The organism is Pseudoalteromonas sp. MTN2-4, from assembly GCF_042848605.1.
In the GTDB taxonomy this organism is placed as follows: domain Bacteria; phylum Pseudomonadota; class Gammaproteobacteria; order Enterobacterales; family Alteromonadaceae; genus Pseudoalteromonas.
Genome location: NZ_BTGK01000007.1, coordinates 106,418 through 131,342, shown reverse-complemented (window position 1 = coordinate 131,342; position 24,925 = coordinate 106,418). Strand labels below are relative to the sequence as shown.

Annotated in this window: 23 protein-coding genes and 1 pseudogene; 9 read left to right on the top strand and 15 right to left on the bottom strand. The window is 40.7% G+C overall.

Annotated features, from left to right (window positions below; all coding sequences use genetic code 11):
• Positions 1-175: 175 nt before the first annotated feature.
• The 6 genes from ACGHEH_RS16045 to ACGHEH_RS16020 all read right to left on the bottom strand — a co-directional run bounded on the left by ACGHEH_RS16045 (position 176) and on the right by ACGHEH_RS16020 (position 8,303).
• Positions 176-2,605 (bottom strand): ABC transporter permease, encoded by a 2,430-nt coding sequence (locus ACGHEH_RS16045; protein ID WP_390447262.1) that lies wholly within the window; start codon positions 2,603-2,605, stop codon positions 176-178.
• Positions 2,602-3,306: an ABC transporter ATP-binding protein gene (locus tag ACGHEH_RS16040; protein ID WP_390447259.1), complete on the bottom strand. Its 705-nt coding sequence runs from the start codon at positions 3,304-3,306 to the stop codon at positions 2,602-2,604. Before ACGHEH_RS16040 ends, ACGHEH_RS16045 begins: the two co-directional genes overlap by 4 nt.
• Positions 3,307-3,397: 91 nt before the next feature.
• Positions 3,398-4,663, bottom strand: a complete 1,266-nt coding sequence (locus tag ACGHEH_RS16035; protein WP_390447256.1) for an efflux RND transporter periplasmic adaptor subunit — start codon at positions 4,661-4,663, stop codon at positions 3,398-3,400.
• A gap of 148 nt (positions 4,664-4,811) precedes the next feature.
• A complete protein-coding gene (locus ACGHEH_RS16030; protein ID WP_138629112.1) occupies positions 4,812-6,098 on the bottom strand; it encodes a PAS domain-containing sensor histidine kinase in 1,287 nt (428 codons plus the stop codon).
• Positions 6,079-7,437: a sigma-54-dependent transcriptional regulator gene (locus tag ACGHEH_RS16025; RefSeq protein WP_390447252.1), complete on the bottom strand. Its 1,359-nt coding sequence runs from the start codon at positions 7,435-7,437 to the stop codon at positions 6,079-6,081. The genes ACGHEH_RS16030 and ACGHEH_RS16025 overlap by 20 nt, the downstream gene beginning before the upstream one ends.
• A 437-nt stretch (positions 7,438-7,874) precedes the next feature.
• Positions 7,875-8,303, bottom strand: coding sequence for a hypothetical protein (locus ACGHEH_RS16020; protein ID WP_390447249.1), 429 nt, complete (start codon positions 8,301-8,303; stop codon positions 7,875-7,877).
• A 216-nt stretch (positions 8,304-8,519) separates the two neighbouring features.
• Between ACGHEH_RS16020 and ACGHEH_RS16015 the strand changes: the two genes are divergently transcribed.
• From ACGHEH_RS16015 to ACGHEH_RS16000, 4 genes are all read left to right on the top strand, one after another.
• Positions 8,520-11,096, top strand: a complete 2,577-nt coding sequence (locus tag ACGHEH_RS16015; RefSeq protein ID WP_390447246.1) for a YdbH domain-containing protein — start codon at positions 8,520-8,522, stop codon at positions 11,094-11,096.
• Between the two features lie 9 nt (positions 11,097-11,105).
• Complete coding sequence (locus ACGHEH_RS16010) at positions 11,106-11,285, top strand: YnbE family lipoprotein (RefSeq protein WP_130257290.1); 180 nt, start codon at positions 11,106-11,108, stop codon at positions 11,283-11,285.
• A 10-nt stretch (positions 11,286-11,295) separates the two neighbouring features.
• Positions 11,296-11,616, top strand: coding sequence for a YdbL family protein (locus ACGHEH_RS16005; protein WP_390447242.1), 321 nt, complete (start codon positions 11,296-11,298; stop codon positions 11,614-11,616).
• Between the two features lie 158 nt (positions 11,617-11,774).
• On the top strand, positions 11,775-12,320 hold the full coding sequence (locus ACGHEH_RS16000; RefSeq protein WP_390447235.1) for a hypothetical protein: 546 nt from the start codon (positions 11,775-11,777) through the stop codon (positions 12,318-12,320).
• A gap of 92 nt (positions 12,321-12,412) precedes the next feature.
• Here the strand turns inward: ACGHEH_RS16000 and ACGHEH_RS15995 are convergent, their stop codons facing one another.
• Positions 12,413-13,609: a DUF3103 family protein gene (locus tag ACGHEH_RS15995; RefSeq protein ID WP_390447232.1), complete on the bottom strand. Its 1,197-nt coding sequence runs from the start codon at positions 13,607-13,609 to the stop codon at positions 12,413-12,415.
• A gap of 256 nt (positions 13,610-13,865) precedes the next feature.
• Between ACGHEH_RS15995 and ACGHEH_RS15990 the strand changes: the two genes are divergently transcribed.
• Entirely contained in the window at positions 13,866-14,678 is an 813-nt protein-coding gene (locus tag ACGHEH_RS15990; RefSeq protein ID WP_390447229.1) for an NPP1 family protein, read from the top strand.
• Between the two features lie 41 nt (positions 14,679-14,719).
• On the opposite strand, the gene ACGHEH_RS15985 is transcribed toward ACGHEH_RS15990, so the two are convergent.
• The 7 genes from ACGHEH_RS15985 to ACGHEH_RS15955 all read right to left on the bottom strand — a co-directional run bounded on the left by ACGHEH_RS15985 (position 14,720) and on the right by ACGHEH_RS15955 (position 21,387).
• Positions 14,720-14,929 (bottom strand): hypothetical protein, encoded by a 210-nt coding sequence (locus tag ACGHEH_RS15985; protein WP_390447227.1) that lies wholly within the window; start codon positions 14,927-14,929, stop codon positions 14,720-14,722.
• Between the two features lie 83 nt (positions 14,930-15,012).
• Complete coding sequence (locus tag ACGHEH_RS15980; protein ID WP_390447225.1) at positions 15,013-15,537, bottom strand: hypothetical protein; 525 nt, start codon at positions 15,535-15,537, stop codon at positions 15,013-15,015.
• 12 nt (positions 15,538-15,549) lie between these two features.
• Positions 15,550-16,608, bottom strand: a complete 1,059-nt coding sequence (locus tag ACGHEH_RS15975; protein WP_390447417.1) for a YHYH protein — start codon at positions 16,606-16,608, stop codon at positions 15,550-15,552.
• A 126-nt stretch (positions 16,609-16,734) separates the two neighbouring features.
• Complete coding sequence (locus ACGHEH_RS15970; protein WP_390447223.1) at positions 16,735-18,072, bottom strand: NAD(P)/FAD-dependent oxidoreductase; 1,338 nt, start codon at positions 18,070-18,072, stop codon at positions 16,735-16,737.
• A gap of 93 nt (positions 18,073-18,165) precedes the next feature.
• A complete protein-coding gene (locus ACGHEH_RS15965) occupies positions 18,166-19,473 on the bottom strand; it encodes a hypothetical protein (protein ID WP_390447221.1) in 1,308 nt (435 codons plus the stop codon).
• A gap of 257 nt (positions 19,474-19,730) precedes the next feature.
• On the bottom strand, positions 19,731-20,693 hold the full coding sequence (locus ACGHEH_RS15960; RefSeq protein WP_390447218.1) for a collagenase: 963 nt from the start codon (positions 20,691-20,693) through the stop codon (positions 19,731-19,733).
• Between the two features lie 133 nt (positions 20,694-20,826).
• Complete coding sequence (locus ACGHEH_RS15955; RefSeq protein ID WP_390447215.1) at positions 20,827-21,387, bottom strand: alpha-hydroxy acid oxidase; 561 nt, start codon at positions 21,385-21,387, stop codon at positions 20,827-20,829.
• Here ACGHEH_RS15955 and ACGHEH_RS15950 point away from each other — a divergent pair.
• A complete protein-coding gene (locus ACGHEH_RS15950; protein WP_390447212.1) occupies positions 21,361-21,582 on the top strand; it encodes a hypothetical protein in 222 nt (73 codons plus the stop codon). The genes ACGHEH_RS15955 and ACGHEH_RS15950 overlap by 27 nt on opposite strands.
• Before the next feature lie 6 nt (positions 21,583-21,588).
• The gene (locus ACGHEH_RS15945; RefSeq protein ID WP_390447209.1) at positions 21,589-21,831 is read left to right on the top strand and encodes a hypothetical protein; all 243 of its coding nucleotides are present in this window, start codon (positions 21,589-21,591) and stop codon (positions 21,829-21,831) included.
• 97 nt (positions 21,832-21,928) lie between these two features.
• Here ACGHEH_RS15945 and ACGHEH_RS15940 read toward each other — a convergent pair whose 3' ends face one another.
• Positions 21,929-22,834, bottom strand: a complete 906-nt coding sequence (locus tag ACGHEH_RS15940; protein ID WP_390447206.1) for a LysR family transcriptional regulator — start codon at positions 22,832-22,834, stop codon at positions 21,929-21,931.
• 233 nt (positions 22,835-23,067) lie between these two features.
• Between ACGHEH_RS15940 and ACGHEH_RS15935 the strand changes: the two are divergent.
• Positions 23,068-24,605, top strand: a pseudogene (locus ACGHEH_RS15935) (L-lactate permease).
• Positions 24,602-24,775: an L-lactate permease gene (locus tag ACGHEH_RS15930; RefSeq protein WP_390447203.1), complete on the top strand. Its 174-nt coding sequence runs from the start codon at positions 24,602-24,604 to the stop codon at positions 24,773-24,775. The pseudogene ACGHEH_RS15935 and the gene ACGHEH_RS15930 overlap by 4 nt, the downstream one beginning before the upstream one ends.
• The last annotated feature ends 150 nt before the right edge of the window (positions 24,776-24,925 follow it).

Sequence of the window (24,925 nt, the reverse complement as noted above, 5' to 3'; positions counted from 1 at the left end):
TAAAAACTAACTCTTGGCAGCGATACCTCTGACAGGAGTGGAACGATGATAGCTCATTGATGCGCATGTACTGTAACACACATAAAATGTGCGTTAATTGAGAACTCTATAGTGTGAAAAAAAGGCCGCTTATGCGACCTTTTTGTTATTAAGCACTATGAAAACCTTGCACCGATTAATCGCTATTACGTAATGAATGAATTGCGGGTTGGTTTATAAACTGTCGCAGTGGCCAATAACAGGCGAACAGTGACAGCCCAGTAATGGCAACAAGGGTGATAATAAACATAGTGACAATATTAGATGCCAAGTAGGTCATGAACAGTTCATCGTAAGCTAAATAAATCGCAGTTAAAATAACAATACTGGCTGCGACCCCCATAATAACCACAGTGACATTGTCTTTAATGATAAGCCCAACCAAGTGTTTGCGCTTAGCACCAATGGCCATTCGAGTACCAAGTTCAAAGCGGCGCATGTGGGTGCCGTAACTCAAAATACCATAGAGGCCGACGCCAGCTAAAAAGAAGGTTAATACAGCAAGCGCTGCAGTTGTGACGGCTGTTGCATATTGAGTGAATAACTGCTCTTGCTCTATCTCTTCAAAGTATTCCAATCTGAACAGCGCATATAAGCTGTTTACTTCTTTAATGGTGTTGGCTGCTTGATCTCGTGATAAGCGCTGACCCGGTAACAAGTTAAGTGTAAAGTCATTATCATCACGTGATGTTGGGCCATACACTCTTGCTGGGATGTCCTTTTGGCCGGGTAGCTTTATACCTTTCACTACGCCAACAATTGTAAAGCTTGGCTGTTCAGGGTTATTAGAAAGCTGCATGCCAACGGCACTACCTGATGGATTAAGCTGTTTTGCAAACACATCATTAACGATGAGTTTTCTGGGGCGATCTTGAATATCTGCTTGGCTAAAGTTATCACCTTCAATCAGTTCCATGCCTAGCATATCAAAATAGATATCATCTATATCTTTGTTATATATAACATGTCGGCTATTATCTGTAACGGAGGTGAGTGCCCACAAACTATAGTCTCTTAATACAGAGCTAGATAAAGAGACTGACTCCACTTGAGGCAACTGAGCCAACTTTTCTTTAAGCTCATTGTTAAACGATATAATCTCTTCTCGTGGAGGGCGTGTTGCGGCTGAAAGAGATACAGACAGCTCAAGTTTGTCTGCGACTTTATAGCTTTTGGTTTCAGTGATGGTGCTATAGGCTTCTTTAAACAAACTGATATTGGCAAATACCAGCACAGTGGCGATGGCGACTTGGCTGACAATTAAAAATTGTCTGGTTTTTTTAGAAACTTGAATGCCAGTGCCTTTACCGCTTGACTGTAGCATAGAGTTAAGCGCTTTATAGTTGATTATGCGTCGACTCAATCCTGCAAACAGCAAGGCGAACAACAAGGCAAATAATACAGCAGCAGTCAAGGTGACCACATTGATTGCAAGCTCATCGACCCTAGGTAACACACTAGCCAAATAGGTTTGCATAATATAAAAGCCAGACATGGCAATAATAAGTGCAAAGAGTACCGACAACCCCATTAATACACCCGTTTCGGCAAGTAGCGTTTTAAAAAGTTGCGATTGTTTTGCCCCAAGCGCTGCAAAAATAGCTAACTGACGTTGCTGTTCGGCAGTCCGAGACATAAGTAAGTTAGCGATATTTGCAGTGGCAATAAGCACTAACCCCAGTACACCTGCTAACAGTAAATAAACGGTATTGCCACTGTCTCCTAAAATTTCATCATGGAAACTGGTTAGTACCATATTCACTCGCCAGCCTGCAAAAAAAGCGCTGCCGGCTATTTCTTGTTGCCATTTGTCATTGACTAAAGCAGTGAGCATTTGTGCGGCTTGAGAGTCGGTTAACTCGGTATTCTTTTTACCAACAAATGTAAGGGCGCCTAAAATATTACCCCAAGCGCCTTCATATTGTTTCCCTCGGTTGTAGTCAAAGGGAAACCACACCGAAGTGTTTTGTCCAACATTTGCAATTTGAGGTTCAATAAATGACTTATCTAAGACGCCAACGATGTTAAAGCTTACACCTCTGAAGTCGACTTTTTTATCTAAGATATTAGGATCGCCATCAAAAGTTTGCTGCCATAGCTGGTGGCTGATTATAGCGACCGGATTGTTGGTGTTTAGGGCTTCAGATTGCTCAAATTGACGGCCAAGGGCCATATTGGCATCAAGTAGTTCAAACCACTCAGGAGTAACATAGCCAGTCTCGAGACGGGGTGAGCTTGGTAAATTTGTTAGTACGTCTTGGCCGTAATAAATTAATGCGCTTTTTGAGAAGACGTCTTGGTTTTTATATAGGTGAATTAAACCAGGGTAAGTAAAAGCAGTGCCTTGTATTTTATCTTTGCTATCGTGAAAAATATGCTCAACCTTATATAAACTTTCATGCTCAGGGTAGGGCAAAGGTTTCACAAGTAGTAAATAACCTAAGGTCAATACACACAATAGGGCACCTAAAGTAACCCCCATAGTGGTAATAACGGTCGCGATAAAGCCTGGCTTTTTACTCAGCGATGCCCAAGCTTGTTTGCTTTGGTAAATTATCTGCTTCATGATACAGCCTTAATTTTAGGAGTGGTTAAAATCGCTCCATCTAATAATTTAAGTTGCTTTTTGGCCATGTCAGCATAGCGTGGGTCGTGAGTTACCATGCAAATGGTGGTGCCTTGTTCGTTAAGTTTTTCAAGTACATGCATTACTTGATCGCCACTTTTAGAATCTAAGTTACCTGTGGGTTCATCGACTAATAAAATTGCAGGGTTGGCAACTAAAGCGCGGGCAATAGCAACACGTTGTTGTTGACCACCTGAAAGTTGATTGGGTTTGTGCGCCATTCTGTGAGTCATATCAACCAGTGCCAGGCACTCTTGGACGCGTTGTTTTAATTCACTATCGCTGGGGGGCTTATCTTGGTAACGCAGTGGTAGGGCAACGTTATCAAATACGCTCAATTCATCAATTAAGTTAAAAGACTGAAATATAAAGCCTATTTTTGTATTTCTGATTTCAGCAGCTTGGTCAAGGCTCAGATCCGTGACATTTACCCCTTCAATGTAATACTCACCACCAGAGGGCATATCTAATAAGCCCAGTAGGGCTAAAAGCGTTGATTTACCACACCCAGAAGGCCCTGAGATAGATACATATTCACCGGCTTTGATCTCTAGATCTATACTTTTTAATGCATGGGTTTCTATGTCTTCAGTTTCAAATACTTTAGAGATCCCAGTCATTTTTATTTTTATGTCGCTCATGTGATGTCCTTTATTTTTTTAATGGCAGTGCCGAGTTATTCATGTAAATCAGGTGGTCAAAGCTCTTTTGACCACTTGGCTAAATTCGCGGTTATTGAATCGATATCTTTTTGTGAGTATGTAAATTACTTAAATCTGAAATGATAAATTGTGTGCCGACGTCAGCGCCGGAGCGCAATTGCATAAATTGTCCAGCTCGTACGCCAAATTGTACCGGCGTTAACTCAGCACTTTGAGTGCCGCTAAGGACGCGATATAAAGGCATAGTATCGTTGCTTTGAGTACCCGCAGGACGTTTGATATATAAAACATTTTTTAGAGAATCAGCAATGACTTTACCATCCACAGACGCTTGAGGACGGGCACTTGATGGCAAGTTACTAGGCAATGCTATCTCTATCTCAACCGTGTTATCTGAGACAATTGGATCGATGCGTTTAACTACGCCTGTGATCTTATCTCGACGTGTGTCGATTGTGGCTGCTTGGCCAATAGCCACTTGTTGAATTTGACTCTGAGGCACACGTATCAGCGCAATTAAATCAGTAATGCTACCAATCAGTGCAACTTCGCTACCAGCAGAGAGGCTTTGCCCTAATTCAACCGACAAGCGCTGTAATACCCCATCGAAGCCAGCGCGTACGGTCAGTTTTTCAAGTCTAGATTTTGCAATATTTAAGCGACCTTGTTGTTGCTTGATACGCTCTTGTTGAATATTCACGGCTTCCTCATGCACTAAGCTGAGCTGCGCATTACGCTCGGATAAAATTCTCATCCGTTCTTTGAGTTGCTTTTCATTTAATATGGTTTGTTGGAAATCAAGATCAGAAACAATGCCTTTCTCAGCCAATTGTTCTTCGGCGGCTCTGCGCAGTGATGCTGTTTCAAATTGTGCTTTGATTTCGGCCAGTGCCGCTGCTTCATTGAGTTTTTCTCTTTGATTATTGAGCTTTAGTTGGCGAAGGTTGGCTTGTAATTGTGTTAGCTCTTGCTCTGCGTCTTGAACTTGTTGTTCAAGCTCAGGGTTTTCGAGCTTAACAATGACGCTATTGGCTGTGACAGGTGCACCGGGTTTTAACACAATTTCTTTTACAGTCGCAGCCGAAAAAGTCGTGATTAATTGTTGCTTGTTAGAAGTTAGGACACCATAACCGTCGATCACCACGTCTAAATCACCCTGCTGAACGCTTGCCATAATAAGTTGGCTACGTTCAACAGCAATGCTGCTACCAGCTTGTTTGATTGCAATGGCACTGGCACATAAGACAATGATTGTGAAAATAGACAACCATTTATGCTTTGCTATTGTCCGTCGTAGAGTGTTGGTTTTTTTGTTTGTTTTTGCTACATCCATCATTGAATCCCTCTAGCTTGTTAAACTAGATAAGACAAAGAATATGCCAAGTAGTAAACTTGTTTTAAATCAATTGTTTATTTTTATATTCAAATATAGGATATTAAAAACCGTCCGGAATCGGACGGCTCAATTTCGATTCCGACCGGTGTTACTCTGCGGGGTTTGATAACGGTTTGTGGGGTAAAAAAATACTTACGGTCACGCCTTGCTGTGGGTTATTTTCGATATGAATCGTGCCTTTATGGTGTTCTATTATATTGCGGCAGAAAGTGAGTCCAATGCCCTGACCATTTGGCTTTGTGGTAAACAAAGGCACAAATAAATTATCAGTATTTAAAATACCGTGGCCGTCATCGGCGAGGGTGATCAAGACTTTACCAAGCTTTTCTCTGATACGGATACGTACTTGTTTTGCGTTTGCCTCATGGGCATTTTTCAGTAAGTTAATAAACACTTGTTCAATAAAGGTCTGATCTGCATGAATATGCTCGATACCTATTTGGGTGTTAAGTGCTAAATCAGGGGTCAGTGCTGATAGTTTTTGCCACATACTGTGCATATCAACTTGGGTCAATTGCAAGTTGAGGTTATGAGATAGCGAAGCATAGCGGCTAATAAAGTCTTGTAGCTGGTGGCAATGATCAGAAATAAGCTGTAATGCTTGTTGCTCGCGCGCGCCTTGCATTTTGCTTGAAAGGCTTTCTGCTAAGGAAGAAACAGGGGTTAGAGAGTTCCTTATTTCATGACCCATAACACGGATCATTTGCTGCCATGCATTGAGCTGACTAGCACGTATGGCACTGTCTATGTTTGTGAGTACAAATAAATAATGCGCTTCTCCATTATCAATGAAGGCGCTTTCGCTGATTTGCCACTGCTGCAAAGTTCTATTTAATCGCCAGCCAGTGCTTGTTTGTTCAAGGCCTAAGATTTTTGGAGAAGCATGGCGGTACATTTGCCAAGGTTCATCGTAGATGTTCATAAAAGCAGGGTTGGCATAACTTAGCTGATGCTTGCTGTTAAACACCATAATGGGGGTATCGAGTTGGTCAATCAATTGATACAGCAAAAAGGCATGCTGATCGTAGCGAGACTTATTTTTTTGTAAATGATGACTCAGATCTTTAAGGGCTAAGTGTAGACGTTGTGAACTGCCTTCCTTAAAATCTGAACGGGCAAACTGATTGTAATCCTCCATTTTTACTGCTTCTATGTGAAGTAATGCACGATCAAAAGCTACCACCACTTTTTGCTCAAAATGTGAAATAAACCAACACAGTACTAGAACTAAAAACAACTCAACAAGTATCAAGTTGAGTAAAGGCATACCCGCTAAATACATGATGATGGCCATCAGTAGACTGATCAGAATGCCAGCTCCAAGTGTGGTTATATATATATAATTTTCTATGGTCTTACTTTTCAATATCATCATATTTTTCCAAGCGACGATATAAAGAAGATTTGGTGATCCCTAATAAATTAGCTGCTTGGGTAATATTATGAGCAGTCGCATGGAGGGCTTTTTTGATCAGCATTCTTTCAGCTTGTTCTAATGTCATCATAGTTTGTAGTGAAGGTTCGCTGCCAGTATTACCAATGTGCAAACCTGAAGCGCTGATTTGGGTTGTTTGTGTCAGCAGCGTTGCGCGCTCGATAACATGACTCATTTCTCTTATGTTACCCGGCCAGTGATATGTTTTAAGCAGCTGCTGTGCTGATTTATCGAACCCCTCAACGGTTTTGCCATATTTTTTATTAAAACGCGCAAGTAAGTATTCAGCTAATGGCACAATATCATCAAAACGTGCCCTTAATGGTGGCAGCGAAAACTCAATGGTATTGAGGCGATAAAATAAATCCTCGCGAAACTTTTCTGAATGGATCAATTTCTTGCAGTCGGCATTGGTGGCACTAATGATCCTAACATTCGCAAATTGTGTTTTGCTATCACCAACGGCTTCAAATTGACCTGACTCTAGTACTCGCAGTAATTTGGCTTGATGTGCCAAGCTGATATTGGCTATTTCATCTAAAAATAATGTGCCTGACTGCGCCAGCTCAAAGCGACCAATGCGATCAGATTTAGCATCTGTAAAAGCCCCTTTTTTATGGCCAAACATTTCACTTTCAAATAAAGACTCTGAAATTGCACCCATGTTAACGCTGATAAGTGGGTGGTCATTACGAGCTGATCGTTGATGAATATATTCTGCTAACTGACTTTTACCAGTACCATTTTCACCGCTCAGTAAGATAGAGACATCTGCAAGCGCCACATTCTCAATTTGCTCCATCAGCTCAGTCATGCAAGCAGATTGCCATTGAAATTTCGGTGTATCGTTAGCAGGCTCTAGTCTTTGTGACAGCTTTTTATTGATGGCTTTTAGCCCTTTGAGCTCAAGCTGTTGACTTATAACACTTAATAAACGCTGGTTTTTCCAAGGTTTTTCAATGAAATCCCCGGCCCCCAATTGCATGGCTTTGACCGCCAACTCAACGTTTGACCAAGCTGTCATAGCAACCACTCGTGTATCAATTTCTTGTTTTTTCAACCAAGCTAAGAATGCTAAGCCTTCTTCTCCTGAAGTTGTATCTAGTGAAAAGTTCATGTCGAGTAATACTAAATCAATATAGTGCTCAGATAGTCGCTCTTTGGCATCAAAGGGGTTTTTAGCGAATAGCATCTGATACCCATTATCTTCGAGTAAAAACTGAAGGCTGGTAATGATTTCAGAACGATCATCAATGACAAGTATGGTTGGCGGTGACATATTTTTATTCGTTGTTTATATTTGGCATTTTTATAATACCCTGAGAAATCTACGAAGGTATACAGTTTACTTTACCAACATATCGTTTATTGAGTAGTTACTAATACAAGGCTAGTGATTGATTGACGGTTATGTTGCTTAACAATCTGATGAGATTGTTATAAATTTTATACTGGCATCAGCTTAAATGAAGGTATCAATGCGTTCAAAAAATCATCTCTATAAGAGCATTAAATGGCAATGTGAGATACATTAAAAATGTGATAGACAGTTTTGATTAAAGGCAAAATTCTACACCAAATGCATAGTTAAGCATGCCAAACAAGAAAAGTTACGTACTCTTTTGGTTTTTAAACAAGTGTTAACTTGGCACATTTCAATGTTTCCTTTAATGTGCCTTATGATGTTAACTGTCCATAAAATGGAAAATTGAATATTTAAAACTGATAGCCTAAATTAAATGAGAGTGTGCCCGTAGTATCGGTTTTACCATAATCTCCCCACCAACTACCTTTATCTTGACGCACGATGCCAATACCACCACCTAAACGCCAACCCGCATTACTTCTACCTTGAAAATAATGATTGTACTCAAGCATAACGAAGCCTTTTTCACTGGCGATCTGCTCAGAACCAACAGCAAAACTGATAGCGTTTTGTGCACTAAGTGCATATTCATAACCAACAGCGGCACCTACCAAACCGATAGATGCAAAAACACGACTGCTTTCGCCAGTATTCATCGCGTATTTCACACCAACAGCACCGCCATACTGAAAACCAATACCGGCTGCAACCTTGTTTTCATCAGCATTGGCTAAGCCAGATACAAGGAGTGTCGAAAGTATAAGTGTTTTTTTAAGCATGTTATTTAATCCTTTGCTCATTATTATTTAAATCAAAACTTTAGAAAATCGTAAATGAAATTCATTCCTATGTATAGAACCTGAATGGGGTAAAACTGTTAATAAATGTAAAGTCTGTATTATTTGTATCAGCTACAACTCATTACATTTTTGCTAATGCAAACGCATTTAAAACAGGTAAAATAACGACGTTTAATTGATAGAATTTAGGGTGATATGTTTAAGAAGGGATTGCTTTGGGTAACTGTATTTTTACTAGTTGCCTTTGTTTGTATCTATAGCTTTAGGAATGCGCTGGTTGTAAATATTGCAGGGCCTAAGTTGAAAGATGCAGATATTAAACTCTCTTGCCTTGATTGGTCACTGTCGAGTGTAGATACAATTAAGTTAAACAAAGCTTGTATTGAGCACCCCGCTGCCACAATTCAACTTATTGATGCCAACCTGTCTTTGGCTGATGTTGAGATCGGGCAGATGAAAATTGTTTTAAAAGAATCTAGCAAACCCTCATCAGAGCCCACATTTCAAAAGCTAAAACTGCCATTACCTATAAAGCGTCCATTGCTGACAATTAAGCAATTGGAGGTGTCGGGAAAACCTTTAAACACATCAATTTCTCTTAGTGTAAAAGAGATTGGGTTAAACCACTTTTCTATTTCTGGGGATTTAACAGCTCAGTTATCTGTATATACAGACAAAATAAGAATCGATGAGTTCGCTTCAGGCAACAAATTAATGGAGGTTTTTAAACCACAGCAGATAACGTCTTTAAGTGGGGCTGTGAATGCTGATTTTGATGGCACTCAACTGAGATTTAGCAGCAAACTTGCGTTATCAGCTCAGAGCGTACATAACGACTGTGCCGTGACAGCAAACATAAGTGGTACTTTGTCAGGTGAGCTTGATTTAACTCAGCAATCGGCTGAAGTTGATTTGAGTGGGCTGGAAAATAACATACATACAGAGGCCTGTAATTCGATTGTACAATCATACTTGCCAAAAAGTCTGTCTGCAGAAGACTTGCTTGCTGAGACTATATCGTTGCTGTTGCCTAATAAGCTTTATTTTAAAGATGGCCAGATCTCCACAAAACATGTCAAAGTAGTCAATGAGTATTTTAATCGCTTAGAACTCACTGATCTCAACCTAGGTATTAGTGCCGAAGCAGTTAAGTCGCAATTACAGTTTACTCATCAAAGTAAGGCACTTGGAAAATGGGATGTTTCTGGCGCGTTTGAACTTAAGCAAAAGCAGTTTAATACGAACTTAACATTAGAGGGTAAGCACGCAAATTTCCCCGAGCTATTAGCTAACCAATTTACAGCTCAACAAACACCATTGCCGATTGAGTTTGGCAAAGCCCGCTTTAATTCGACGCTGTCCGCTGCGGGTACAATTAACCAAGTCATTGAGTTTGAAGTAAATAACCAACTCGAGCTTTTAGAAGTCACAGGGGAAAGTGTCAGTTTACCACTGTTAACGATGCGTGCTGACATGACTGGTGAGTTTTCAGAACATTTAAAAGTCACAGGTAAAGGGGCACTTTCATTTGATTCTTTAAAGTATTCAATGAACCAATCACCATTACAAGGCAAAGGTTTTAAAGCACACTGGCAATCAGACTTAGTAGAAAATGATCTTCAATTAGAACTAGATTGGCAGTTGAAAGGCTTAAAACACGCAGACAATCAAATTCAAGGCTTGCAGCAAACTCTTCAGCTTAATGGCAAGCTGAATGAGCTAATTAATAGCGCTGTCTTAACAGCTAAAACACACTTAGATGCTGCTGCAAATTCGGCTTTATTAATTGAAGATATCAACATTGAGTCTCAAGGCGATTTTAAAAAGGCTATGAGTTTTGACCACGATATTAATTTGCTCGATATGAACCTGTCGTTTCGCCATGAAGTTTCTGACACTAAGATGCCATTTGAGTTAGTCATGATTGAGCAGGACTTAACGGTTTTACAGCCAATATTTGAGCAAATAGCGCCAAAATTAAAAATAGAAACGGGTAGCACCAACGTTGTTGCAAGTGGTGATTTAAAAACGCAAGACATTGATTTTGATTTGCAGTTTAACGCCTCTGCATTAATTGATACGCATTATATTAATGGTGCAGCAGGAAAAGTGTCGGGCCAACTCAATTCAGGTTTGATTAATATACCTAAAACTAAAGTCACTATTGGCGAGTTTCGTTCAGGTGCGGTTTTGACGAATATTGAAGCTAATTTACAAGCTGAAAGTGGCATTGCTTGGTTAAGCGATATGACCGCAGAGGCATTTGATGGTGAACTTAAAGCAGATAAAGTCAAGTTGACGACAGAACTACAACGCATTGAAGCAAAAGTTGAAAACTTAGATTTGGCAATTTTAGCTAAAGCGGGACGTGAAGCCGGCGTAACGCTTACAGGGCGTGTATCGGGCGAGTTGCCTATTGAAGTGCGCGATGGCAAAGTGAGTATCACAGAAGGTAAACTCTACAATTTAGGAGCGGGCTTGTTGAGTGTGTCAGAAAATGCATCAGTAAATGCACTCAAAGCGCAACAGCCGCAATTGAAGACGGTGATTGGTTTACTGGATAATTTAGATATAGATACGCTGCACAGTGATGTGGCATTAACAGAAGACGGTTGGTTAACATTGGGTGTGAATATTAAAGGTGAAAATAAGAGCCAAGCACAGCCAGTAAATTTTAATTACACGCATCATGAAAACATTTACACCTTATTTAAGGCGTTACGATTGAATGATGAAATCAGTCAACAAGTTGAAAAAGCTTTAACTCAATAGGGGAAGACCATGAAGTTGATCGCTGCATTATTCAGTGCATTAGTGCTAATGGGATGTACGCACAAAGTACAGGTAGAAACGAAAGAGCCAATCACCATTAATTTAAATGTAAAAGTGGATCATGAGATCCGTGTGAAAGTAGATAAAGAGCTAGATGACCTATTTAGCGACGATAGCGAGTTATTCTAAGGAGATAATTATGAAAAAGAGCGTATTTTTATTACCAGTTATGGCATTGAGTTTTGTCTTTTCAGCATTCGCTTTAGATCTTGGTACAGCTAAATCACAAGGCATTGTAGGTGAAACCGCTTCTGGTTATTTGGCTGCGGTAAAAAACACTGCTGAAGCAAAAAAAGTGGTAGATGCTATTAATGCAAAGCGCAAAGCAAAGTATCAGCAGTTAGCAAAAAAACATGGTATTTCTTTGGCACAGGTCGAAAAGCAGGCAGGTAAAAAAGCATTGCAAAAAACAGCCAAAGGCCACTTTGTAAAAGTAAATGGTAAGTGGGTAAAGAAGTAAGTTTCATAATTACTCAGTGGTTATTTTATAAAAGCACAGCGATGACGCTGTGCTTTTTTGTATAAACACGAAATATTTTCAAACTATATGTAAAGTTGCTGCGACTAACCTTTTAAACAGTGAAACAGAATTAACTCAACAGGACAAAGGTTAGTGTTATGAAAATTAAAGCCATTATTTCAATTATCAGCAGTGCCGTATTAACCGCTTGTGTGGCAGCGAATGCCACACCCGATAAAGTCAGTAACTCAGATTATCGAATTCAAGTATTTAAAGACTGTGAAATAGTTAAAGACATTGCTATGTCGCCGACTCAGGTGTCTGCATATAAAGCATTTCAAAATATAGAAAATAAAATGACGTTACTGGAGAAGCCAGTCAGAGATATGGATGAAGAATTGGCTGAATATCATGCCCAATTAGAGACTTTATCGAACGATTTTAAATACGAAGACGAAAATATCTTAAAGATTGATAAGCAAAAACTGCGTGAGCACAAAGAAGTAGCGCGTAAGATAGAGAAAATTGTACGCAGTCATGAAGCAGATATTCGTGCAATTGAGCAAGAAGCTAGAAGAATAGAATCCGCATCAAAGCGTTTTGAGCAAGCTATAAAGCCAAGCTTAGTCGGTCTTGAACATGACCAAGTTCAAATCATTAATCGTAAAACAGCCAAACCATTTAAATGTTATCAGCATAGTTAACAGAAGTGGTTTTTCAGTAATTAAATCTTAAAAAAGGCTTTGCTTTTTAGAAGCAAAGCCTTTGTTCGTTTCCAACAGTTAGAGCAGGGAGCTTATCTGTCTGCTTTTATATCGACACTTCTTGGATTAATAGTAAGCGGTGATAAAGTGATTTTGGCGTTGTTACTCGCGCCCATGTGATTACTGTACTTTTGCCCTTCAAAAAGGGTGTAGAATACATCAACATAGTCATCATCATTGCTGAACCAGTGGCTTGGCATTGCCTTAATAAGTTGGTTGGTCAACTGTGGAATGATGGCATAGCCTTGTACATTAGGATCAGGAATTGCACGCATCACCTGTGTAACAATATCTAAAAACGTCGTCGCTAATTCTTGATAGTTCGTGTTGTCATCCTGTTCCATCAATAATACATCAGCCGCCTGCCAACGGTAGCGTTCCCAATGAATTAGAATTTGATTAGGCGTGTAATCGGTACCGTCATAATCTAGGTAAGGCATATCCACAATGTCTAATACCGGCTCATCGCGTGAAGGGCTAACACCTGTTACAACCGCATAGACTTCCGCTTTTCCAGAGATCCAAGGCTCTTCATCATCATTCAAACGAATTCGATCGAGCTTTGATGTTGAGATAGCTGACGTTTGCACTGTTTGCTGCGCCATAAAGCCCGCAACATTGTGACTACGTGCTTGCTTAAAAATAGACTGCATAACAGCAAGGCCTTCTTTTTTAACTTGTTTGCTATCTAATTCTAAGATCAGAACAGGTTGAGAAGGCATTGTATGCGCATCTAAAAGATGTACATTGCCCTGAGCGTCAAATGCTTCAATGTATATCCAATCTTTATCATCGCCTTTAGGTGCAAATGCAATAAGCGGTTTTTGACCGTCTTTCCACTGCTCAAGCATTTCATCAGAGGCAAGTCTAAGTTGATATAGGTTAGAGCTTTGTTGCTCCAAACCTTTTAGAGAACGTGTGCGAGCATTGGCAGTTCTCATCAACTGCTGGTTATCTTGAGTTAAATGTAGAGTACTTAATTTTGCAGTGTGACTTTTATTAAGCATGTTTAACCAATGCTTATTTTGTGAGGTTAAGTCTTTCGCGACATTGCTTGCCAATACGCGTTTTATGTCAGTAACTTGCATTGCGCTATGATTGAACTGATCAATCATGTCGAGCTCAGGGTGTGGAGAGAGCGTATTAGTGGTTTTTACAAGATCAACTGAAAAACTGGAAAAGCTTGCTAATAATGAGCCCATTAAGGCTGTTTTAATTAAGTGATTCATAAGGTTTCCTTGAAATAATCCGTGTCTATGTTGTTTACAACACCCATCTAGGTGTAGCGATAAAATAGAGTAATCGCTTTATAACGTCAATTTTTTTATAACATTTATTTTACATTGGGGTGTTTTAGGCATAAGTATGTAGATGTAAAACTCAATAATATTAAGGTTTGTACGTCGATTTCGGCATTAAAGGAATAATTTTAAATGTAACGTAAGTGTTGTATTTTTATTTTGGGTTTATTTAAGGATAATAAATATGACAACACGAACTATATTTCAGTTACTAAGCGTAAGCCTTTCTATGGCCTGTGCTTTAAATTCAACCAACCTCAAGGCAAATGACTTTACTGCTTTAGATCAAGCATTGCCTGCTTCATATATTATCAATGGCACAGAGCCTATTTTCGATTTTGATGGTGATGGGTGTTTGCCAAGTGCAGGCATAAGTCGAACTGGACAGCAAAATGCAGGTTTGAAAACAACAGGTAGTTTGGGCGGTAACTGTCGAGAAATTTGGTTTCTAAATACCTCAAATACCGTACATCGTTATGCGTGTAAAGATACACAAAGTGGGCAGTACTGCGCGCATTTTTATGCACTTTACTTCAAAAAAGACCAGGTATTTCCATATTTTGGAGGAGGGCATCGCCACGATTGGGAGTATGCTGCGGTATGGACCAAAAATGGGTTAGTTACTCATGGTAGTTACAGTGCGCATGGCGATTTATTTACTAAGCCTGTATCGGAACTGCCAATGGAAAATGGCCATTTAAAAATTGTTTATCACAAAGATGGCATTTTGACTCATGCGCTTCGCTTTGCCAAAAGCAATGAAATTGCAGAAACGGCATACAATCGCTTTGTAACTCCCCCAATTGTTAGTTGGTACGAAATGCAGGGGGACGGGATTGATAATCAGGGACTTCGAGATAAGCTGAATCAGTATGACTATGGTTCAGCAACTTTGCCTGTAAAAGACAGTCGTTTTTTATATAACTTAAACCGTTTTAAACCTGAAGGTTATCCTATATTTACAGAACAAGATGCGTTGAATTCTAAATATAGGTAATTCGGTCATTATTAAGGGAAACCATAGGTTTCCCTTATAACTTAGTAATCAGGCATGCAGATTTCATTTATTGCCGAATAACAGTTTCGTCCAGTTGGACAACCCAAGAAAGCAGCGGTATCACAACCTAACGAGTAACAAGCGCCTTTTGTTGCAGTACCGCCCGCAACTTGAGGGGTTTGGTTATGCGCGATTGTTTTTGCATCTTTGCTTAGCTGTTTTATAGTTTTCTTTTGTAGCTTAATTTTCATCTTAGTCTCCTTGTATTAATCAAGCTTCTTTACTGCGGCACTAGGATAGTGAAATGCAAATAAAAAGTTAAAAAATAGTTTTTTTACTCTCCGAATGAGTGTGATGAGTATATATTATCGAGCGTGAATATTTGCTTTGAGTTGCTACCTTTTACTGTTGTAGTAATGGTTAAATTTTCATTTTGCGTTAAGCTATTCAGCAGTGATGTATGTATAGAAATGTCATGATCATAAGAGGTTAAGAATTTACCAATCACAACAATTTGCTCTATTTGGTTGTTGTTCAGATCATGACTTCGCTGTGGGGCTAGCATCGCACCGCTCAAAAACGTTTTTTGGTTATTACTCTTTATATATACTGAGCCTGTAATGTATTGAATCATTGCTTTTTGCTGAGACTTTATTTCTTTTAAGGAAAGTGCTTTGTCGCTGTTCTTATCAAAGTCAGTGAAAGCTGATATTGGCAAAGACAAAACTAAATACCCACCAGATTGATCGAAATTCAACGTGCCTTTGTTAGGTGCCATCAAATGAGCTTGGGTGTTATCACTAAAAGCGCCCAGTAAAATTCCAATGAGTGCAAAGCACAATCTGAGTTTCATAGTCATATTTAGCCTCTTTTATAGTTCGCCTTTTACACAGCGCTGAAAATATGGATACGAATCTGTGGCGTAGTAATGATAAATACCTTCAGGGAATTCAGGTGTCACACCAAAGCGGCCATTACATTCGTCTAGGTCACCTGAGCCTGCTACAAATTCCCAATCTTCCGAAAAGGTACCGAGTGGATAGATTTCAACGGATGGACGATTGATGCTGATATTTTCAATCAACTGATAGCTGCCTGTGATTATTTTTATTGGTGAGCTAGCGTTGTCAGCTTCACTAAAGCCATATCTTGCATAAATGGGAAAACCGTCAGCCGCCCAGCCAATTAAAGTCATGTTTGTGTTATTGCCGCCTCTAAGTGCTATAAACCCCTCTGGCATACCATGATAATGGTAAGCACCGCCAGGTTGCACATGTGCGTTGTTGTCGTCAGTGCCAAAGTTGAAACTGGTTTGTCCCAGCGCTTCAATATGCCAATCGCCTTCATTGCCAATTAGGCTGCAGTTATTACCCGAATCATCACAGGTGCCTGCAGTATTGGCGTCAATCTTGACGCCATTGAGAATATACCCGGTAGCCCCGTGAGGTCCACCTAAAGTGCTTGCCGTTGTGCTTTCATTGGGCGTAAGTGTGTAAGTTACAGAGACGTTTTGCTCGCTGATTTCATTGGGGTTATTAGCATTGGGGAATTGCCCGGTAGCATGATCCGGTAGGCCATTGGCCGTTAAGGTTCGATTACTGCCATCACATGACCACTGCGCGTTGCTGGTGGCTTGGACTGAGTCTGAATTGTTGTATCCGTTGTAATAATAATCACATAGTACGCCGTCGGTAGAGCCATTTATAGACGCAGTACCATTGTCTGTGTCGTTATTGGAAGAAGTGCTGTTATCAGAGCCTGTAGAGCTATTAGAGTCACCTTGTGTAGAGTTACTACTCGTGTCGTCACTAGCAGATGAGGTGTCAGCTATAATTTCATTATTGCTGTCAGAACTACCGCAACCAAACAGTGTGAAAGTAGTTGCGAATAGAAGAAGATACTTAGGTGTTATGAGATTGGTTAGTTTCATCACAATCACTCCTATAGGTAAAGTGTCGTTTCGATTATGAATTAACTGTAGGTCTCAATTGTGCAGTAAATGTGCACAAACTGTCAGTCTTTTGTAAAGCCACAGACTGACACAAGAATTTATATGCTAACCAAGCTTATCTTTTAATTGAGCGTATTGATAATATCCCCATTGCCCGAAGCGTCTGAGGCTTGGAAAGGGTAAATAAGGCAGCGGTGTTCGATACAAAGGTAAGTTTGGCACTGTGATTCCCGCGATTTGCTGCGCTAGTCGGTAAGCAGCTTGTGCACTAAAAGAGACGCCTGCACCGCAATACCCAAGCGTATAGCCAATATTGCCTTGCACAGTGACGTGAGGCATATCATCGAGCGCAGCTGCAATATAGCCATGCCAATAATAGTCGTGACTTATGTTGCTGAGGGTCGGGAAGCAATCAGCGAGGCCTTTCTTTAGGTTGTTTAAGTAGGTTGGTTTATTTTGATCTTTGGCAAAAATAGCGCCACGGCCGCCAAACAACAACCGGCTATCGGGCAATAAACGGTAATAGTATTTAAGCGTTCTAGTATCCATCGTCACTTGGTGGGTTTTTAACCCTGAGCTTTGAAGTTGGTCTTGAGTAAGTGGGTTTGTCACCATTATGCTACTGAGAATAGGTAGATAGCGGTTATTAATAACTGGCGAAGTGACCTTACTGTTATAGGCGTTCCCGGAGATCACCAACTTTTTGGCTTTAATATTAAAGCCATTGGCTTTAAGGGTCACATGGCTACCGGTGTCATTAATATCGCTTGCTAGTGTATTCTCATATATTTTAACGCCAGCTTCCATGGCCATTTTTTTATAACCCAGCACAAGCTTTAGTGGATGAATACCAAATCCATCGGGCAAACGCATTGCACCATAGGCTTGTTGGTTGTGCATATAGTTCGCTTCTAATTCATCAGTAGACAAAAATTCAGCATCACTCGAAAGGTGCTTTTGTAAAAACTCTGCTTGCGCCTTAAGGCCTGTAAAGGCCTGCTGATTATGCGCTATTTTTAGATAGCCTTTTGGTTGCGGGTCACACTTGATCTGTTGGCTTTGAATGAGATCTTCTACTCGTTGCACCGCTTCTGTAAATTCGCCATAAATCCCTTGGCAAACATCCATGCCCCATTTATTTGCCATTTGCGGGTAGCTCAAACGTCCTGAGCCTTTAAGCACAAACCCGGCATTACGCGCGCTGGCACCAAAACCTACTTGATTCGCTTCAAGCAATATACACTCTTTTTGATGTTCAGTTGCTAAGTAATAGGCGGTAAGTAAACCGCTAAAACCGCCGCCAATGATAACGACATCGCAATTTGTGTCAGACGTGATAGCTGGCAGTAATTCAGGCAATGATTGGGTACTGGCCCAATAACTTGGGGCGAAGGCTTGGTTTTGGCAGTATTGTGCGCTAATAGGGTCGTAATATTTACTCATGGTTTATTGTTATTTGAAGAATAAAAGCTCTGAGCAGTGTATTACTTGAAAGGAGAGAAGTAAAAGGCCACTAATGTGGCCTTTATAAGATGCTTAGTCTAGTGCTGCACCTAAATCTATATATACGTAATTACTAAATTTATCTTTTGTAAGGTGCTTACCTTGTGCAATTTCTTCAAGTAATCCATCTACACTTTTCTTATCAGTTGGGTTTCCTGCATAACCGTATAAAAAGATATCCAACTGTTCAAGAGTGGCATTTCCGTTAGGTTCTGGAAACACATCGCCAAAAGATAAATCAGGCACTTGACCTTCAATATAACCTCGGATACTCATATCAAAGCGAGTTTCAGCCACATCATCAACTAAAAAGCTGAAGTCAATATATACACTTGTCAGTCTGTTATCGACTGAGCTGAAGTCATAACTTAAGTCGCTGGCATTAGCAAACGATATAATATCAGCGCTTAGATCGGGTGATATGACAGGTAACTCAGTAAGTTCAAATGTGCCATCATTTTTTATTCTACTGCGAGCTTGGCTTCTCATGCGAACGTTTACATCGCCCACATAGCTATACTCATCAAAGTATTGTCGGTAGAAGTTATGCTCTGTTAATGTCGGGAAAATAAATACAGGTGTAAGTTGTTCGACTTGTCTAGATTGATAGAATTTAAATGCGTGTATTTCTTCGAAATATCCAGCAGTCGTAATGTACTCAGTTCCTGCGCTGACTTGATGGTCTACCCAGACACCTTGGTGGGTAAAATCAGCATCAGTGAGCTTGATTGTTTTTGTATCTGTTGGTAAGGCTGTGATCGTTGCCTTAGCTTCATTTAAATCGTTTGCGACAACAGAAAAGTAAATGTCTTCATCAGTACATACCTTTACAGTGTCTGGAGTAGGGCTAAAATAACCAGAGTAGAGTGAGTAACCTGATTGCACATACGAAAGTTCACTGGTGTCTAGTGTGTAAGTTTCACAGCCGCAATCATTTTGAGCACGATAGAAAGTAAACTTACCTAAATCAGTTCTATTTTCTATATCTAAAACGGTGCGAATTTTCTTATACTCACCATCAGTAATTTCAAATTCATCACCTAATACTGAAACGTGTTTCGTGTCTTTTGGTACTTCACCTGAAAACACACCTTCAGCATTTGTTTTGGCTGTGCCTACAGGCTTACCTGCTTCGTTATGAAAAACGATGTCGGTTGAATAAGGTGTCTCGGTTTGACAAGAGTAAGTGTAGGCTTCTAAAGATATTTTTTGTAGTGGTGCAGTCACGCCGCCGCTACCTGTGCCTTCAGAAGGAGTATCTTCACCAGATGAACCGCCGCCACATGCCGTTAAAGTGAGTGTTAATGCTGCAGCAAGAGGAGTGAGTAAATATTTTTTCATTATTTGTCTTTTATGTTGTTTTTACAAAATAAATTATCTCACATTTCAATTGTTGGGTGAAAGAATGTAAAGAATTTGGAATGTGATGAAATGTAAACAATGAGTGAAAAGGCTAAGTGTTGTGGAGGCTTATGCAGATAAGCAAAATAAGGTGCGGAGTAGAGACCTAGGCATACTGCACCTTATTAGATCGACACTGAAAAGTATTACTTGGATCAATAGGCGTTAACCAAGCTTTTGCAGAGCACTGCGTTAGCTTATTTGGTTGCGACCGTATCTAACCAAGCATGAAAGTCAGCGTCCATGCTGGTACCCCAATTTTTTACGATTTTTTGATAGCGCGGGTAATCGCCGCGACGCACATGAAATAGCATATCTTCGACTTTATCGCGTTGTTTTTCCATCATATAACGTACTGCTAAGTAGCCCCAGCGATAGATGCGATCGGTATTCCAGTTTGCGCTGTTGTTATAAAACAATTCGCTCAATTGATAGGTTTTCTCGCCGGCCAACGCAAGTGCACGCGGGTTATTGTTCATGTGAGCAACATATTCACCTAGCCCTTCGCCCCACCAAATTAAATAAGGTGGCTCAGCAGCGGGTTCTGGACAGTATTCAGGACCATAATGATTATCATGAGGCGGCGCGCAGTAATCACCATAAGTATTAAAACGACCATCTAAATAGTGCACGAACTCATGGTTTAAGTTCCATACAGTGCCTTTTTTCAAATACGCCACATACTCGGCACTGTTGTCTTCTAAATGCGGTAAGCCTTCGAGGTACATGCCGCCATTGTTAGACGGTACGTCAAAATGCTCTGTCACATACTGTACGTAATCATCACGACTGGCGTAAATATTGGCGCGCAACACATCATTGTTGTCATGCAGCAGCGGCTTGCCACGCGTATTGAATAGAGTGTGAAAACGCTTTTCTGTTTCTAGCAGTAATTTACAAGAATCTTCAATGTTTTGCTGCGACATGGCTTGGAAGCGTAAAACCAAGTTATCAGCGCAGAAATGCTGATTTGCAAGCACTTGGTTGATTTTCGCTTCATTGCGTTTCCAAGCTGGAATATAGACTTCACCTTCTTTAACGACATTGCCATATGCCAGCTTTACTTTACTGTAATCTACGACAGCGGCTGGTTGCTCTGTAGTTTGACAGCCTGCAAGCACGGCAAGCGATAGAACCGCGGTTATTATTTTTGCTTTCATTGCTTCAAGTATCCAAATGCTCAATGTGAATTTTGTATACATTATACTTATTTTGATTTTGAATACAGCAAAGAAAGTCGATTATTTAGTTTTTGTGCTAATTCACATATTTTTACTTATATTTTGAAACTACCTAAATCTTAAATTTTTTCCGGGAAAGCTCAGAAATAGACTTACACCCCATTAGGCGCATATCTCTAATGAGCTCTTCTTGCATGAGACCGAGTGCACGCTCAACACCTGGCTGACCAGCAGCTAGCGGGTATAAATACATACGACCAATGCCCACGGCTTTTGCGCCCAGAGAAAGCGCTTTTAAAACATGGGTGCCGTGTTGAATGCCGCTGTCGAAAAGTACATCAATTTTATCTCCGACGGCATCGACGATTTCAGCCAATTGATCGAATGAGCTGCGAGCGCCATCGAGTTGGCGACCGCCATGATTGGAGATCACAATACCCGTACAGCCAATATCAACAGCATGTTTTGCATCTTCAACAGTCATAATACCTTTTAGGCAGAACTGGCCATCCCAAAACTTCACCATTTCTGCTACGTCGTCCCAGTTCATGGTTGGGTCGAGCATATTTGTGAAGTAGTCACCAATTGAGCTGGTGCTACTACCCATATTTATGTGCGCATCAAGTTGCGGCAGGCTAAATTTTTCGTGGAATACGTAGTTCAACCCCCACATTGGTTTAATGGCAAACTGGATCAAGGCGGTCTAGATAAAACGGCGACAGCATTTAACATCGCGGCAAGAATTAACACTGTTGGCAAAGATGATTTACGTTTTCAGGTAACCAGCGGAGATGTTGGGCGTTATGTTGCTGCGGGCATTACTCCTGACATAGTCACCGCAGAGGGTAAGCAAGCAGCCGAAGTTTAAAGTACGGTGGCCTATGCGATTGCATATAGACACTTGTGGACGCCAAAGTTACGTTCATCGGTGTTTTACGGCAGTGCCTTAACAGATGTGCTTGAGCGCAAGCGCAGTCATTTTGGCGTGAACTTGATCACCAGCTACAACGAATACTTAGATTTAGGGGTTGAGCTAGGTAACTTTAGTGTTGACGATGAAGGCATGCAGAGCATTGATTCAAATTACTTACAATTCAGTGCTAAGCTAAAGTTCTAACTAAAGGTTTTAATTAAAAGTTTTCAGCGTAATTTCTAAGCGCAACTCTTAAGCGAGAGTTTTATAAATTTGTTTTAAATAAAAAGAGTATCTTTATTTAACAAAGATACTCTTTTTTTGCTAAATACGCGTCACGCAAATGCTCGACGAGCAGGTTAAGCTTTTTGTCTGGCTGGCGCGATTTTGGATAGACCGCATACACGCCAAGCTCTTTTGCCGTGTAATCGGCTAGCAAAGAAACCAACCTGCCTGACATTAAATCATCATGAACCAGTGCACGAGGTAAATAAGCAATACCAAAATTAGTTGCGGCAGCATCGCGAATGGCCGCAAGGCTATTGATATAAAAGCGACCTTGTACTTGCACGTTTGCCTCTACACCATCTTGTTGGAAGAGCCAGTTGTCAGGACCAACGCCTTCATATTTGTAAATCAAACATTCATGGTTCAGTAGGTCATTGGGTTTATGAGGAATACCATGCTGATTTAAGTAGCTGGGGCTGGCACATACAATCCACTGGGAATCTATAAGTCTTCTTGCGACCAAAGAAGAGTCTTCAAGAAAAGCGGTTCTGATGGCTAAATCAAAGCCTTCATCAAGAATATTGACCAATCGATTGCTGACATGCAGTTCAACTTCAACATCAGGGTGGAGTTGGCAAAATTCAGCAATGGCTTTACTGAGTAATAGATTGGCTGAGTCGGAGGGTACAGTTACGCGTATTTTACCGCGCACGGCATCACCATAGCCTGTAAAAGTGTCTTGTGCATCTTGCAATGCTTGTTTGGCCAAGCGCGCTTTACCGTAGAGTGCTTGCCCTGCATCGGTTAAGCTGAGTTTGCGCGTTGTACGATATAATAATTGTACATTTAAGGCTTTTTCTAAGCGGCTGATCCGCTTGCTTACCACAGAATTGGTCATCTCTAGTTTTTCAGCGAGTTTAGAAAACGAGCCTTCATCAACGACTTGAACAAACAAGAAAATATCATCAGATTTAACCATAAATACACCTAACAGCCTCTTTCAACAATATTGATTATGTCAAAAAAGGAAAAAAATATTCTCTTTAATGAATATATATTGATAGTTAACAGAGTTGTACATTTCTATAAATTTTGTTTACTCGATGCTTAATCAACCTGAGCTTTGGTTAAGTGCAAATAATTATATAAATCATCAATAAGCACGTTGTGGGTAAGTAAAACAATAAAAATTAGACAACAAGAGAAAGTAATATGAACGAATTAATACTCGGTGCATTGGCTTTATTGCCAATTGCATTAGCAGCTCTGCTGCTGGTGGGCCTAAGTTGGCCTGCGAAAAAAGCCATGCCTGTGGTGCTAGCAACGACAGCCGCACTGGCGCTCTTTGCATGGGATATGTCAACTAATCGCGTGTTAGCGTCAATTCTACAAGGTTTGGGGATCACCTTCTCTATCTTGTGGATAGTTTTTGGCGCAATTTTTTATTGAATATGCTAAAGCATACTGGGGCCATTGGCGTCATCCGTGAAGGCTTTATGCATGTCTCGCCCGATAGACGTGTTCAAGCAATTGTGATTGCATGGTGTTTCGGCACGTTTATAGAAGGCGCCTCTGGCTTTGGTACGCCTGCGGCAATTGCAGCGCCATTATTGGTTGCAATCGGCTTTCCTGCTCTAGTGGCTGTGTTAATGGGTATGATGATCCAAAGTACACCCATCTCTTTTGGCGCAGTGGGTACACCTATTATCATTGGTGTAAATAAAGGGTTAGATACCACAGCAATTTCTGCTCAGCTTGCGACTCAAGGCTGGACGTGGGAGCAATATCTGCAGCTCATTACCACCAATGTTTCAATTATTCATGCCATTGTCGGTACCGTCATGCCGCTGTTTATGGTGATGATGCTGACACGCTTTTTTGGTCAAAGCAAAAGCTGGAAAGAAGGCCTAGAGATTTTGCCATTTGCGATATTTGCAGGTTTAGCGTTTACCGTACCCTACGCATTAACGGGTATTTTTCTCGGCTCTGAATTTCCATCGCTGCTAGGTGGTTTAGTGAGTATTATCATTGTTGTAACAGCAGCTAAAATAGGGGTTTTAGTGCCTAAAACACAGTGGGATTTTGCGAATAAAGAGACTTGGCCTAAACAGTGGTTAGGCAACCTAGAGATTAAAGCTGAAAACATCAGCCCCAGCCGTTCAATGTCTATCGTTGTGGCTTGGGTGCCTTACTTAATCGTTGCGGCTCTATTAGTGTGTTCTCGTGTATTTGCAGAGTTTTAAGGTCTTTTAACTGGTTTGAGTATCAGCTGCAGTAATATTCTCGGTGAAACTGGGGTAAGCGCTTCTTTTGCCCCTTTATATTTGCCAGGTGGATTAATGGTGATTGCTGCTTTGGTTGCGCTCATTTTACAAGGTCAGTCGGGTCAAAAAGGTCAAATCGTGCGAAATGCATTTGGTGAATCGACGAAAACCGTGTTCAGTGCTGGCTTTGTTTTGATGTTTACCGTGCCAATGGTCCGCCTATTTATTAATTCAGGTGTGAACCTATCCGATTTACCTAGTATGCCAATGGCCAGTGCCCAGATGTTTGCCACTTGGTTTGGTGAGGCTTTCCCCCTTGTAAGTCCAACCATTGGTGCACTAGGTGCCTTTAATGCATTGTCTAATACCGTATCAAATATGATGTTTAGCCAATTTCAGTTTGAAGCGGCAATGAGTTTAGGGCTATCACCAGCACTAATTATCTCAGCACAAGCAGTGGGAGATGCAGCAGATAACATAACATGATTGCGATTCATAATGTGGTCGCGGCAAGTGCAACAGTTGGCTTATTGGGTCAAGAAGGGGCCACACTCAGACGCACAATTGTGCCAACCTTATATTATGTTTTGGCGTCAGGCGCCTTAGTGATGACAGCCTTATACGTTTTGAATATTGCAGGACCGTTAAGTCATTAAAATGGAGAAGACTATGAACAACCAGCAGCTATTGGCCGCTTTGATCAAAGTGTTAGGCAGCGAGAATATACAAACTCAAGCAAATAAAACTGAGCACTATAGAACGGGGTGGCGGTAGTGCGCTGGCTGTTCTATTTCCGCAAAACTTAT

Excerpts from the sequence above, each read along its gene's own strand:
- ACGHEH_RS16000 (WP_390447235.1), top strand. The coding sequence starts at position 11,775 with ATGAAAATTAAAGCCATTATTTCAATTATCAGCAGTGCCGTATTAACC.
- ACGHEH_RS15990 (WP_390447229.1), top strand. The coding sequence starts at position 13,866 with ATGACAACACGAACTATATTTCAGTTACTAAGCGTAAGCCTTTCTATG.
- ACGHEH_RS16020 (WP_390447249.1), bottom strand. The coding sequence starts at position 8,303 with ATGCTTAAAAAAACACTTATACTTTCGACACTCCTTGTATCTGGCTTA.
- ACGHEH_RS16010 (WP_130257290.1), top strand. The coding sequence starts at position 11,106 with ATGAAGTTGATCGCTGCATTATTCAGTGCATTAGTGCTAATGGGATGT.
- ACGHEH_RS15940 (WP_390447206.1), bottom strand. The coding sequence starts at position 22,834 with ATGGTTAAATCTGATGATATTTTCTTGTTTGTTCAAGTCGTTGATGAA.
- ACGHEH_RS16035 (WP_390447256.1), bottom strand. The coding sequence starts at position 4,663 with ATGATGGATGTAGCAAAAACAAACAAAAAAACCAACACTCTACGACGG.
- ACGHEH_RS16040 (WP_390447259.1), bottom strand. The coding sequence starts at position 3,306 with ATGAGCGACATAAAAATAAAAATGACTGGGATCTCTAAAGTATTTGAA.
- ACGHEH_RS15955 (WP_390447215.1), bottom strand. The coding sequence starts at position 21,387 with ATGTGGGGGTTGAACTACGTATTCCACGAAAAATTTAGCCTGCCGCAA.
- ACGHEH_RS15995 (WP_390447232.1), bottom strand. The coding sequence starts at position 13,609 with ATGAATCACTTAATTAAAACAGCCTTAATGGGCTCATTATTAGCAAGC.
- ACGHEH_RS16005 (WP_390447242.1), top strand. The coding sequence starts at position 11,296 with ATGAAAAAGAGCGTATTTTTATTACCAGTTATGGCATTGAGTTTTGTC.
- ACGHEH_RS15960 (WP_390447218.1), bottom strand. The coding sequence starts at position 20,693 with ATGAAAGCAAAAATAATAACCGCGGTTCTATCGCTTGCCGTGCTTGCA.
- ACGHEH_RS15930 (WP_390447203.1), top strand. The coding sequence starts at position 24,602 with ATGATTGCGATTCATAATGTGGTCGCGGCAAGTGCAACAGTTGGCTTA.
- ACGHEH_RS16025 (WP_390447252.1), bottom strand. The coding sequence starts at position 7,437 with ATGTCACCGCCAACCATACTTGTCATTGATGATCGTTCTGAAATCATT.
- ACGHEH_RS16015 (WP_390447246.1), top strand. The coding sequence starts at position 8,520 with ATGTTTAAGAAGGGATTGCTTTGGGTAACTGTATTTTTACTAGTTGCC.
- ACGHEH_RS15975 (WP_390447417.1), bottom strand. The coding sequence starts at position 16,608 with ATGAAACTAACCAATCTCATAACACCTAAGTATCTTCTTCTATTCGCA.
- ACGHEH_RS16030 (WP_138629112.1), bottom strand. The coding sequence starts at position 6,098 with ATGATGATATTGAAAAGTAAGACCATAGAAAATTATATATATATAACC.
- ACGHEH_RS15965 (WP_390447221.1), bottom strand. The coding sequence starts at position 19,473 with ATGAAAAAATATTTACTCACTCCTCTTGCTGCAGCATTAACACTCACT.
- ACGHEH_RS15970 (WP_390447223.1), bottom strand. The coding sequence starts at position 18,072 with ATGAGTAAATATTACGACCCTATTAGCGCACAATACTGCCAAAACCAA.
- ACGHEH_RS16045 (WP_390447262.1), bottom strand. The coding sequence starts at position 2,605 with ATGAAGCAGATAATTTACCAAAGCAAACAAGCTTGGGCATCGCTGAGT.
- ACGHEH_RS15985 (WP_390447227.1), bottom strand. The coding sequence starts at position 14,929 with ATGAAAATTAAGCTACAAAAGAAAACTATAAAACAGCTAAGCAAAGAT.
- ACGHEH_RS15980 (WP_390447225.1), bottom strand. The coding sequence starts at position 15,537 with ATGACTATGAAACTCAGATTGTGCTTTGCACTCATTGGAATTTTACTG.